Genomic DNA, 12,233 nt, shown 5'->3' on the forward strand with positions numbered 1-12,233 from the left:
TTCCCGTCCGTTTTTCACTTGATACGCTTACGATGACTCCTTTGAAATTTGCCTCCCTGACAATATTGCTCGCCCTCTCCCTCTGCCAGACCACCGCCGCCGCCACCGTTTCCTCCGCATCGTTCCAGGCCACCTTCGTCGTCCACGAAGCGTGCACCGTCGTCTCGCAGCGCGGTAGCACCCAGGTGCGCTGCCAGCACAACACGCCCTATCTGCTGCAACAGCAGGCGACGCCATCGGACAGCGGCCTCATCACCGTCACGTTCTAAAAATAGATCGTTGCCGTCACCGTGTCCTTGTAGTCGCCGGGGCGCGGCGACACCTGCGCCGGCACGCGGCCGTAAATCGTCAGCGGCACGCTGGCGCCCGTGCCCGTGCCTGTCACCATGCTGGTGCCTGACGTGCCATCGCCCCAGAGCGGGCCATCGAGCGTCGACGACAGCAGGTAGCTGACCGTGTCCGTCGTTACAATGTTTTTCATTTGCCGGTTCGCCACGTTGGCCGCCACGCTGCCGCCGTTCAGGGCAATCTGGTACGCATTGTTGTTCACGCAGCGCACGGACAAGGTACTGGTGCTGCGCAAGTTGCCCGTCAGGATGGAAGCGTTCGCGAACGCCATCGGACTGGCCGCGATGGTGCAGTCGTTGACGGCCGTGGCATTGACCGTGAAACCGAAACTGCCGCTGCTGGCCGTGCAGCCAAACAGGTTGACGAGGCCATACGTGGTGTAGGTGTAGGTGCCCTGGCCGGCAAAGCTCGACGTATACACCGTATTGGCGTTGGCGGCCGTGGGCACGGCGGCCAGGGCCGTGCCAGCGGGGATCCTGGCATACACGGTAAAGGTGGTGGAATACGTGCCGGGCGGGGCCAGCAAGCCGGCCGACAAAATGATGCCGAAGGTCGACGGCGCGCCCGCCACGCCGGCGCCGCCCCATATCTTTGCCGTGGCATACGAATTATCCACGTACACGTTGTACTCCATGCGGTTGCTGCCATTGCCCAGCTTGCGCGGCAGGGCCGAGGTGGAATTCGTGCCCAGCCCCAGCGAGATGCACACTTGCGCGTTGGGCGTGAGCAACTGCCCCAGGTTCAACGACGAAAACAGGCAGCTGAAGGTGCCCGTTGCCTGCGCCACGTAATCGCTGCCGGAAATCGGGCTGACGGCGCCGAAATCGATATTCGTCATGCTCACCGTGCAGGTATCGGCCGCCTGCGCCGCGCCGCCCCAGGCGCATCCCAGCAGCAGGGTCAGGCATGGCAGCAGGCGGCGCATCAGCGGCCTCCCCCGGCGCCGGCGGCAGCGCAGCGCAGCGGCCCGATCACGGGCAAGCCGCCCGCGGCAGGGCGCACATAGGAAAAACCTACCGTGCACGCGCTGTCGCCCTCGCCGACTTGCAGCTGATTCTGCTCGAGCAAATCGTCGACGAACACCATGCCGTCAAATCCCATGACCGTCTGCTTGCCGCTTTGCACATGCAGCACGGGCAAGCCCGTGGCCAGCGGCTTGCCGTCGGCGCCTTGCACGATAACAGTGGCGGCGCTGTAGCGTTCGACGGGAAAGGCGGCCAGCACGCCCGCCAGCTGTTGCGGCACGACATTCATATTGGTCACGGGCACGCGCGCGTCAACGTCGAGCTCATCCGTGGCGATGCTGATCTGGTTATTGCCATAAGGATTCAAATTCGGTACCAGCAGATAGCCGCCCCTGTCCGTCACGCCGATCTGGCGGTTTTCATGCAACACGGGAATATTGCCCACACCGCCAGTGGACACCAGCGCAAAACCGCTGCCCACCTGGCGCGCCGCCTCGACATGCCCATCCATCAGCACCAGCGCGCCGGCCGCGCCCAGCGAGGAGGCATTGCCCATGCCGCCGCTTTGCGTGCGCGCATTCACGCGGCCGTTATTGCCCAGGTATTCCACTTGCGCTTGCCGATAGGCATTGCGGCCCACCGTGCCAGCCTGCAAGTTCCAGCCGACACCGCCGCCAAAGTCCGCCGCGCGCTGCGCGCTGACGCTGCGGCCGCTCTCGCCGTTTTGCCGGCTGCCGCTCGTGCTGATGGCCAGATTGTTGTCGAAGGCCATGCTCAAGCCGACATAAAAGCCCCGCTTCTCGCGTTGCCGCAAATCCTGGAACAGGCTGGCATTCAGGAACAGGCCGTGAAACAGGGTCGCCGAATAGCCCAAGGTGGCCAGCTTCGATGACGCTGCGCCGGGCGTGCGGTAGCCGATATAACTGCTGCTGATACTGCTTCCCGCCGGCAAAGGCAGGCTCACGGTGACGCGGTCCGCCGCGCGCACCACGGGGCTGCCATCACGCGAAGCGAGGTCGCCAAACCCGGCGCTGGCGTGCACGCTGTACGCATCGACGCTGAAGCTTGGCCCCACATATTGGTACCCGGCGCCCAGCTGCGCACCACGGCTGCGGCCGGCGCTGGCCGACAGCGAGCCGCTGAGCACGCCCGCCTGGCCCAGCCGCACCAGCGCGCCCGCCCCCGCCTGATACAGGCCGGCAGCCAGTTCCGCATGGCCTTCGATGGTGAAGCTGTCGCTGACGCCATGGCGGCCGGAAGCGCTGGCAAGCAATTGCCGCTCGTAGCCGAACAGGCGGCGGCCATAGTCGCGCCGCACGGCGCCCGCCTCGACCGAGTAATCGCTCAAGCCGCTGGCCAGCATGCGCGTGTCGACATACAGGGGCAGCACGGTCGTCACGCTGCGCCCCAGGGCATCGCGCGTGATGAGGGTGGCTTGTCCCGCGCCATTGATGCCGGCCACCTGGTTCAGCACAAACGGACCGCTGGGCACGCTGGCAGCATATTGCTGCACGCCATTCACATACAGGCTCAGCGACGAAGGCACGAGCGCCGTGCCATCGACGGAGGCGACGGGAAAGGTCTGCAGGTCCGGGCGCAGCTGGAAGTTCTTGCGCCACTGCACGCCGCCCACGCGCACGGCGCGGCTCCAGCTGAGCGATGAGGAGATCAGGTCGCCCACTTGCCACGTTTGCAGGGTCTCGGGGTCGGCATGGCTCCAGAAGGTGTCAAAGCGCATGTACTTGCGCTGGTCTCCCCCCCCGTTCACGGTGCCGGTATGGCTGAACACGCCGCTGTCATTGAAATAGCGCAAGTCGTTGAAGATGGCGGCGCGCCGTGTCCGGCCCAGTTCCGCATAGGCTTCGTAATTGAGCACGGCGCCGGGCGTGACGCGCGACGGCGGCGTCTGCGCCGCCAGGCGCGCATCGATACGGTACGGCGCGCGCAAGTCGTCCGTCACCTGCAGCGATACGCTCTGGCGCGCCGCATCATATTCATAGCTGAGTCCGGGAACCGCATCGAGCGCCACCTCGGTCTGACCGGGCGCGACCAGGCGCGCCGGGTCCAGCCCCAGCTGCTGCAAGTTCGCCACACTGCTGCGCAAGGTTTTGCCCACCTGGGTAAAACGCAAGATCAGCCCGGTTGAAACAGCATTCACACTTACCTCCAGATACAGTTCATTCGGCGCCGCCGGATCGGTGGGCAAGCTGGCCGGCCCCGGATCGGCGCCCGTCACGGCCGCCGCGCCATCGGCCCCGGCCAGCGGCGCCATGACTAGCAACAACAACGCTGCCAGCGCGCGTTTCATGGTTCACGCCGGTCGCGCCCGCCATGGCGGCCATGTTCAAGGTGTCGAATTCTTGGCAATGAGCGCCTTCGCATTCACATTGACCGCAATACTCAACGGCCCATCCAGTTCGGCCTCCCTGGCGACGGGCAGGCGCCATACGCGCATGCGTTCGGCCAGGACATAACCAAACAGCCCCTTGCTGACGGCAAACTCCTTGCCCGCCTGGTTCGTCAACGTCATCGCCCCGATCTGCGCATGGACATTGCCGCTGTTCTTGATACGCAACATCCACTCGCCCCGCTCGCGGAAGACTTGCCAGTCGAGCACTTCCTTGCCCGGCGCAGCGGCCGGCAGCACGAAAACGGGCACCGAATAGCGCAGGCGGATATCGACGCCGCTGCGACCCGCATCATCCTCGCGGCTGATTTCATCGATGAGCACGCGATACGTCTTTTCCTGCGCGACAGGGCCAGCCTGGGCACGCACGAGGCGGATGGTCTGCCGGCTGTTGGCGGCGATTTCGACGATCGGCGGACTGGCCACCAGCTCCTGCGTCGGCGCCAGCACTTCTTCGCCATCGCGCTGGTCCCAGGCGAACACCCGCACCTGCCCGTAGATGGCTTGGTCGCCGAGATTTTGCAAGTTGATACCCGCGGCATTCTGAGCGGCGCGCAAATTGAGTGTCACCGGCGAAATCTGCAAATTGGCGCCGTTCGCGCCGGCGGCGCAGCAGGCCAGCAGCGCCAGTACGCTTTTCAGCAGCGAAATCGAACCGGCGTTCACGCAGCGCCTGGCTTAAAAGTACACGGTGGCCGTGATGGTCGACTTGTAGGTATCAGGCGCCGGCGTCGCCTGCGGCGGAATGTTGCCGTACACCGTGAGCGGCTGCGACGCGCCGTTGCCGGTGCCGCCGACGGTATTCGTGCCCTGCGTATCGCCCCACAAGGTGCTGCCGGCCGTCTGGAACAGGTTGAATTGCACCGTCCCCAGGTTGCCGCCCGTGCCGCTCAGATAGCGCGTGGTGCCGCTTGAGCCCGTGCCCGTACCCGCCGTCAAGCCCACGTTGTACGGCGTGGTATTGGTGCAGGTGACATTCACGGTCGTATTGACGTTCACGGCAGTAGCCAGTACGCCCTGACTTTGGCCAAAGTCGAGATTGGCAGCCGCAATGGTGCAGTTGGCGATGATTTTCAGGGTCACGTCAAAGGTCGTGGTATTGCTGCCGTTCAAATACACAGCGGCATCGGCGTAGCCAGGCAGGAGGGCCGTCGCAGCAAGGACGACACTGGCGGCAGCGGTCAAGCGGGGTGAAATAACTCGCAACATGATACCTCCTGATGACGGAACATCATTAATGCGCCCATCGGCATGAAGGGCTCGAGGATAGTCACGGTATTGCCGGCGTTTTCTGGGGCACGCAAACCAGGACGACAACATACTTGCGCCGAGAGTCAGAAAGCGAGGGACTCCGGCATTGTTTGCAGCATTGGCAAAACAGATTTTTTGGCAATCGACATTGCTTAAAATCAATGCATGAGTGAATTATTGGCGATATAGGAAATCCGCGCTTCTTCTCGCGGAGAAACATCTTTTGAAATACGAGAAAAGCAGAAAAAAAAGAAAAAGCGAGGCATAATAAGCCACAACTTGCTATTTGGTTAAGTCATCCATGCCATGCCATTGACCAGCGAAACCATCAGAAAAAACATCTTGATCGTGGACGATTCCGCGTTCGAGCAGCGCATGCTGATGGAGCTGCTCAGCGAGCAGCCCTACCGCTTCAGCATTGCCTTCAATGGCTACCAGGGCTACCAGCTGGCATTGGCCACGCATCCCGACCTGATCCTGCTCGACGTGCGCATGCCCGAGATGGATGGCTACACGGCGTGCCGTTTGCTCAAGGCCAATCCCGACACGGAACAGATTCCCGTGATCTTTCTCAGCGGCGCCGACGCCGCCAAGGAGCGCGTCATGGGCTTGCAGGTGGGCGGCGTCGATTACATTGCAAAGCCGTTCCTGCCGGAAGAACTGGCCGCGCGCATCCATATCCACCTGGGATTGATGCGTAAAAGCAACAGCACATTACCCGCGGCGACCCCGGTCGGCGACCGGCAGCAACATCCGGACCTCGTGTTCGTCAATGCCGTCAAACAACTCATCCTCGACAACCTGGGCAGCCTGCCCAACCTGTCCGAAATCGCCCGCAGCGTGGGCACCTACCGCGAAAAACTGACCCTGATGTTCCGCGAGCAGACGGGCATGACAGTCTTCGCCTTCATCCGCGAAGCGCGCATCGCGCGCGGCGTGGAACTGCTGCAGCAGACGGAAATCGACGTGCAGGATGTCGCCCTCCTGATCGGCTTTCACAACGCGGGCAACTTCGCCACGGCCTTCCGCGAACGCATGGGCGTCACACCCAGCGCCTACCGCCAGCGCCTGCATGAACAGGCGGGGCAGCGGCAGGTGTCGAACGGGCACTGAGGGGCACGCATGCCCCCCGCACCCTAGAACTTATAGTTCAGCTTGAGCGACGCGAAACGCCCGCGCGGATCGGCTTGCGTATAGTCGAAGCCCGAGGCCGAGTAATCCCACGGCGCGCGCTTGTTGGCCAGGTTTTGCACGATGAAGGTGACGTTCGCCGCCGGCGTGACTTGCCAGCTGGTGGTCACGTCGAACGTGCTGAAGGCAGCCACCGATTCATCGAGATGCGTATTTTGCGCATAGCTGCCCACGTAATTCCAGGTCAGCGTGGACGACCATTTGCCCTGCTCCCAGGTGGCCGAGGTGACGCCGCGCCATTTCGGGATGGAGCCGAAATAATTGGTGCCGGCGCCATCGGTGAGCGGCGCGCCGTCCGACAGCGGTTCGGCAAAGCGCAGCACGCGGCTCAGCTGGCCGGCCAGGGTCAGCTTGCCCCAGTCCTTGTCGACGAAGCGCTGGCGCAGGTCCAGGTCGATGCCGGACACTTCGCGCTGGCCCTGGTTGCGGTACTGGCGGTACAGGGTCGTGATGCGGCCATCGGCGTCGCGCGTAATCTTCTGCGGCGCCGCTGCTTCGTTGGCGAGCGTGGTGGTGGCGCTTTCCGTGCCGATCACGCCATCCTGCCTGATGCGGTAGTAATCGAGGCCGATGCTCGAACTGCTGGTGGGCGAGACCACCACGCCCAGGTTCAGGTTATTCGACCGCTCCGGACGCAGCGCCGTATTGGCGATGGTAATGGCCGTCACGCCGCGCGTCTGCGTGGGCGTGACGGGGTCCTTCGGATCAAGCACGCTGACATAGCTGACGGCCGTGCTTTGCGTAATTTCCGGCAGCGACGGCGCGCGGAAGCCGCGCGACACGGTGCCGCGCACCAGCAGCCACGGCGCCGCCTGGTAGCGCGCGCTGGCCTTCGGCGAAAACGCATTGCCAAAGTCGCTGTAATGGTCGGCGCGGCCCGCCAGGTTGACGGACAGGTCTTTCACCACCGGGACGTTAAATTCGGCAAACAGGGCCGACACGCTGCGCGAGCCGTTGATGATGTTGATCGCCGGGCGCAGCTCGGTGCCGGACAATACCGCCGTCGAGGTTTGCGAATCCATCTTTTCGCGGCGCCACTGCGCGCCGGCGGCAAAGCCCAGCGGACCGGCCGGCAACTGCCACAGGTCTTTCGCGGCCGAGAAATCGACGGTGTCGAGGGTCGACTCGGCCGGGCGCAGGGTCGACAGACGCAGGCGGTTGCGCACCGCTTCGCTGTTTTGTGCCTGATCAAAGAAGTTATAGCTGCCGTCGGCCAGCACCTGCTGGAATGCGTAGCGGTTGACGAAGTTCTGCACGGTTTCCTCCAGCTTGCTGCTGGAGTGGCCGACGGCCGCATCCCAGTCCCAGCCCGCCAAGGTGCCCTTGACGCCCGCCAGCGCGCGGTAGAACGTGACCTTGTCCTGTTTCAGGCGCGGCCCCAGGTCGAACAGGGTGGCCGTGAACGGCAGGGGCGTGGCGCCCGGATTGTTCGGATGGCCCACGGGCAGCACGACGGGAATCGTGTCGAGCGCCTGGGTAGCGTTGTTCCACACGCGCGTGGCATTGTTCACCGTCAATGGCGCGCTGAAGGTCTGGTCGGCGCGCGAGTAACTGTGCAGCAGGTCGACATACGCTTCCGTATCCGCATTCAGTTTGAAAGTGGCACGCGCGGCCGTGTGCACGCGCTGGATGCCGGGAATCAGGGTTTTATATGGCGACGGGTTATACGCCAGCACTTGTCCCGTCTTGCCGGGTGTGATGTCGCCATAATTAACCAGCTGCAATGGTCCGCGCACGCCGCCCAAGGTCTTCGTCGGGTCCGTGCCCGCATAGTTGGTGATGGCCCAGCCCAGGCTGCCCCGCTGCTGGTTGCGGAAGTCCGCATCACGCATCCACGCCACATCGCTTTGCTGCAGCTTGTCGCGCTGCTGCGCATCGACCGAGAAGACCAGGCTGTAGCCATCTTCCTCGAGCTTGCCGAAACCCGTCTGCAGCGCCGCGCTCTTTTCATGCTGGCCCGTGCCTTCGGTCGAGCCGCCCCACTGCGCCGTGATGTCCGTGCCTGTGAACTCCTTGTACAGGATGATATTGACCACGCCGGCCACGGCATCGGAACCGTAGACGGACGAGGCGCCATCCTTGAGCACCTCGATGCGCTGCACGGCCGCCATCGGCAGGCTGTTCAGGTCGACAAAGGTTTCCTGCAGGTTTTGCGCCGTCGCATAACTGGCCACGCGCTTGCCATTGACCAGGATCAAGGTATTTTTCTGGCCGATGCCGCGCAGCGACAGGCCCGAGGTGCCGGCCGAGAAACTGCCCGTATATTGTTCGTTGTAGCTGTTGCCGCTGTTGGCGGAGATGGCCCGCAGCACATCCGACACGCTGGTCTTGCCGCTGGCTTTCAATTCCTTGGCCGTGATGACCTGCACGGCGCTGGCACCTTCTTTTTCGCTGACGCGGATATTCGATCCGGTCACGTTGACGCGCAGCATGTCGTCCTCGGCATGGGCGATGGTGGAGACGGCGGGAAAGGCGGCGGCGATGGCAAGACTGATGGCGAGTGGTTTGAACATGGTTTCCTCTTATTGGGATTGCAGCCTTTTTCCGATAAAAAGGCCGAGCAGGGGCACGCGGACCGGGTAGGCCAGCGGGCAAACGACAACGAAACGGATGGGAATGACTTAGGGGATGCGTGGTCGGGCACGCACCGGCATCCACTGCGCCATGCATTGCATGGTCAGCTGGTGCCGGACGGCATAAAAACAGGGAGAAGGACTAATGCGCAACATAAAAGACACCGGTAAGCGGGGAAAGGCCACTATATCCCGGCGTCTTTATGGCGTGAACGAATTAAAAATTGATTGTATATACGATTTGAATCTAAGGACTTGGTCTTTGGCAATATCAGGCGTCGGCCATCGCCTGCGGCGCGGCCGCCGCGCGGCGCGCCTGCACGCTCCACCAGTACCAGGAAATGACGGCATTGACCCAGTAAGCCGCGTACAGCACGGCCGTCAGGTGCAGACCGCGGCTGTAGTAGAGCGGCACGGCCACGGTGTTGACCAGCAGCCAGAAGGCCCAGGTTTCGATGCGCCGGCTCATCAGCAAAAATTGCGCAATGATGCTGAACACCAGCACGGCCGAATCGATGAAGGGCGCGTAGGCATTCGTGAAGCGGTGCAGCAGCATGCCGTAGATCGCCACGGAGGCGATGCCGGCCGGCACGACCCAGGCCAGGCTGCGCCGGCCCGTGCGCGTGATCGGCAAGGGCTTGCCGCCGGCGCCGCGCCGCCATTGCAGCCAGCCGATGACGCAGGTGACGATGAAAAACAGCTGCAGCATCACGTCGGCGTACAGGTTGACCTGGAAAAACAGCACGGCGAACAGCACGCAGCCGACCATGCCGATCCACCAGGAATGGATATTATTGCGTCCGGCCAGGATGATGGAGGCAGTCATCAAAACATTGGCGGCGATCTCGAGCGGGGGAGTCAAGCGGATTTCCTTAAAATGAAGGCAGGCTGCCACTATAGCCCATTTGATATCCGCAACCAGCCATGCACTGCTTGACTTTCGTGGCCATTCTGGCAAATTGGCAAGTACTACCACTTGAACCACTGCGGAGATGTTCCATGCGCTTGCGCCACGTGCTGCTTGCGGCAACGCTGCTCGGCAGCGTCCTGCCCGCCCAGGCCTGCCGCATGACAATGGCGCTCGAGCAATGGCCGCCGTACCTGTATCGCGACGCCCAAGGCAGCTATACGGGTCTGGACCTGGAATTGCTGCAGGCCATCTTCAAGGAAGCGCACTGCACCCTGGTCACCTTGCCGGAACTGCCCACGGCGCGGCGCCAGCTGCTGTTCCAGACAGGCGGACTGGACCTGATGCTGGCCGCGTCCGAAACGCCGGAACGCCAGTCCTACGCCCGCTTCTCCATCTCGTACCGCGATGAAGCCGTCGGCGTCTTCGGCAAGGCCGGCACGCACGCCGCGCAGCGCCATGTCGGCAGCTTCGGCCAGCTGGCGCGCGGCAAGGCCACCCTGCTCGCGCCCAAGGTGGGCTGGTATGGCGCGCAGTACGCTGCGGCCCGTCCGGCGCTGGAAAAAGACGGCCGCCTGAATACCTTCGGCAGCTTCCGGCAAGGCATCCTCATGCTCGACGCGGGCCGCGCCGACCTGTTGCTGGGCGACGTGCTGGCCGTGCGCCACGAAGCGCGCCTGCAGGGCGTCGCCTTGACCACCCTGCCCTTCCTCGCCCTGCGCGCGCCCGTGCACCTGATGCTCAATGCGCGCAGCACCAGCACGGCCGATCTGGCGCGCCTGAACGCCGCCATCACGCGCCTGGAGCAGCGCGGCGTGCTGGCGGCGATACGCGCCCGCTACGACGCGCCGTAAGGCGATCAGCCCTTGCTGGCCGCCTCGAGGATTTCCAGCTTGGTCTCGCGGCCATTCTTTTGCACGCCCTGCGCCTTGTCGTAGCTCTCGATCAGCGCGCGGTACGGCGGCACGATGTGGTCCGTCATGATGGCGGCGAAATCCATCGCATCGGCGCGGTTCCAGGTACTCATCACTTCAGCCAGCACGGCATACGTGTCGATCGGCACGGCGCCCGCTTGCGTGACACGCGCCATGGTGATGTCGGTGGCCATCTTCGACCAGTTGCCCGAGGCGTCGATGATGGCAAACACCTTGTAGCCGGCCGCCAGCGCGCTGATGGTGGGGAAAGCCATGCATACGCTGGTGAGCGTGCCGGCGATCAGCAGGGTCTTGCGGCCCGTCTTTTCGATGGCCTCGACCCAGGCAGGATTGTCCCAGGCGTTGATCTGGCCCGTGCGCGGGATGTAGACGGCGTCCGGGTTGAAATGGTGGATCTCCGGGATCAAGGGGCCGTTCGGGCCGTCGGGCACGGAAGCGGTGGTAAAGGTCGGCATGTTGGCCAGGCGCGACAGCTTGGCCAGCGCCGTGACGTGGCCGCGCAGCACGTGCTGCTCGATGTCGCGCACCAGCTGGAACAAGCCGCTCTGGTGGTCGATCAGCAGCATGACGGCGTCGTCTGGATCGATCATCGGTGGCAAACCTTGGAAGTTGGCGGGGGTGCTCATGGTGGTCTCCTGAAAAACCATGCCGCGGGATGCGGCATGGGTACTGCATAAATTAATGACACAAACTACGTCGCGATGCGGGCGAAGCGGCCGCTGTTGAAATCCTCGAACGCCTGCGCGATTTCCGCTTCGGTGTTCATGACGAAAGGGCCATGGCCGACGATGGGCTCGTCGATCGGCTCACCGCTCAGCAGCAGCACCACGGCGTCGCTGTTCGCCTCGACGGTGATGCTGTCGCCGTCGCGCCCGAACAGCGCCATCTGCGCTTCGCGCACCACGCTCTCGCCATTGACCAGCACCGTGCCATGCAGGACGATCAGCGCCGTGCTCCAGCCGGCGTGCACCGGCAGCTCCGTCAGCTTGCCCTGGGCCAGGCGCAGGTCCCACACCTGCATCGGCGAGAACGTGCGGGCCGGGCCATGCCGGCCGTCGAAGTCGCCGGCGATCACGCGCACGGAACCGGCGCCGTCGGGCAGCGCCACCGCGGGAATCGTGTCGCTGGTGATGGCCTGGTAGCCAGGCGCCGTCATCTTGTTCTTGGCCGGCAGGTTCACCCACAGCTGCACCATTTCCAGCGTGCCGCCCGACCGCGTGAAGGCGGGCGAGTGAAACTCTTCATGCAGGATGCCGGCGCCGGCCGTCATCCACTGCACGTCGCCGGGGCCGATCACGCCGCCCTGGCCCGTCGAATCGCGGTGCGCCACTTCGCCCTTGTAGACGATGGTCACCGTCTCGAAGCCGCGGTGCGGATGCGAGCCGACGCCGGGCGGACGCGTGCCGGGCGCAAACTCGGCGGGACCGGCATAGTCGAGCAGCAGGAAGGGGCTCAGCTGCTTGCCATGGCCGTTGTACGAAAACATCGAGCGCACGGGAAAACCGTCGCCGACCCAGTGCTGGCGCGGTGCGCTGTAGATACCTGTGACTGTGTTCATCTCGATCTCCTGTTCGGGTTTGATTACGATGGAGACAGAATACGCTTGCAACGATAAGGGCGGTAGACGGTAAAATTCGCCATCAGCGTTCCAAAAAT

The 12,233-nt window shown here is 63.7% G+C and carries 11 protein-coding genes; 3 read left to right on the forward strand and 8 right to left on the reverse strand.

What is annotated here, in order from left to right; all coding sequences use genetic code 11:
- Nucleotides 1-32: 32 nt before the first annotated feature.
- Nucleotides 33-269, forward strand: a complete 237-nt coding sequence (locus tag CSQ95_RS08925; protein WP_143449927.1) for a hypothetical protein — start codon at nucleotides 33-35, stop codon at nucleotides 267-269.
- On the opposite strand, the gene CSQ95_RS08930 is transcribed toward CSQ95_RS08925, so the two are convergent.
- The 4 genes from CSQ95_RS08930 to CSQ95_RS08945 are packed head-to-tail and all read right to left on the reverse strand — an operon-like array spanning nucleotide 266 to nucleotide 4,929.
- On the reverse strand, nucleotides 266-1,273 hold the full coding sequence (locus CSQ95_RS08930; protein WP_099409239.1) for a spore coat U domain-containing protein: 1,008 nt from the start codon (nucleotides 1,271-1,273) through the stop codon (nucleotides 266-268). The two genes, CSQ95_RS08925 and CSQ95_RS08930, sit on opposite strands and share 4 nt — an antisense overlap.
- Nucleotides 1,273-3,621, reverse strand: a complete 2,349-nt coding sequence (locus CSQ95_RS08935; protein ID WP_257217998.1) for a fimbria/pilus outer membrane usher protein — start codon at nucleotides 3,619-3,621, stop codon at nucleotides 1,273-1,275. Before CSQ95_RS08935 ends, CSQ95_RS08930 begins: the two co-directional genes overlap by 1 nt.
- A 36-nt stretch (nucleotides 3,622-3,657) precedes the next feature.
- Nucleotides 3,658-4,386 (reverse strand): molecular chaperone, encoded by a 729-nt coding sequence (locus tag CSQ95_RS08940; protein WP_230492231.1) that lies wholly within the window; start codon nucleotides 4,384-4,386, stop codon nucleotides 3,658-3,660.
- Nucleotides 4,387-4,398: 12 nt separating this feature from the next.
- Nucleotides 4,399-4,929, reverse strand: a complete 531-nt coding sequence (locus CSQ95_RS08945) for a spore coat protein U domain-containing protein (protein ID WP_070221609.1) — start codon at nucleotides 4,927-4,929, stop codon at nucleotides 4,399-4,401.
- Nucleotides 4,930-5,277: 348 nt separating this feature from the next.
- On the opposite strand from CSQ95_RS08945, the gene CSQ95_RS08950 reads away from it, so the two are divergent.
- Complete coding sequence (locus CSQ95_RS08950; protein ID WP_070292380.1) at nucleotides 5,278-6,084, forward strand: response regulator; 807 nt, start codon at nucleotides 5,278-5,280, stop codon at nucleotides 6,082-6,084.
- 23 nt (nucleotides 6,085-6,107) lie between these two features.
- Here CSQ95_RS08950 and CSQ95_RS08955 read toward each other — a convergent pair whose 3' ends face one another.
- A complete protein-coding gene (locus CSQ95_RS08955) occupies nucleotides 6,108-8,675 on the reverse strand; it encodes a TonB-dependent receptor (protein WP_099409240.1) in 2,568 nt (855 codons plus the stop codon).
- A gap of 331 nt (nucleotides 8,676-9,006) precedes the next feature.
- On the reverse strand, nucleotides 9,007-9,597 hold the full coding sequence (gene pnuC / locus CSQ95_RS08960; RefSeq protein WP_083287304.1) for a nicotinamide riboside transporter PnuC: 591 nt from the start codon (nucleotides 9,595-9,597) through the stop codon (nucleotides 9,007-9,009).
- Nucleotides 9,598-9,734: 137 nt separating this feature from the next.
- Here pnuC and CSQ95_RS08965 point away from each other — a divergent pair, with 137 nt between their 5' ends.
- The gene (locus tag CSQ95_RS08965) at nucleotides 9,735-10,496 is read left to right on the forward strand and encodes an ABC transporter substrate-binding protein (RefSeq protein ID WP_099409241.1); all 762 of its coding nucleotides are present in this window, start codon (nucleotides 9,735-9,737) and stop codon (nucleotides 10,494-10,496) included.
- A 5-nt stretch (nucleotides 10,497-10,501) separates the two neighbouring features.
- Here the strand turns inward: CSQ95_RS08965 and CSQ95_RS08970 are convergent, their stop codons facing one another.
- Complete coding sequence (locus tag CSQ95_RS08970; protein WP_217494254.1) at nucleotides 10,502-11,203, reverse strand: isochorismatase family protein; 702 nt, start codon at nucleotides 11,201-11,203, stop codon at nucleotides 10,502-10,504.
- 65 nt (nucleotides 11,204-11,268) lie between these two features.
- A complete protein-coding gene (locus CSQ95_RS08975; RefSeq protein ID WP_099409242.1) occupies nucleotides 11,269-12,135 on the reverse strand; it encodes a pirin family protein in 867 nt (288 codons plus the stop codon).
- Nucleotides 12,136-12,233: the final 98 nt, after the last annotated feature.

Source organism: Janthinobacterium sp. BJB304, from assembly GCF_002735765.1.
Lineage (GTDB): Bacteria > Pseudomonadota > Gammaproteobacteria > Burkholderiales > Burkholderiaceae_D > Janthinobacterium.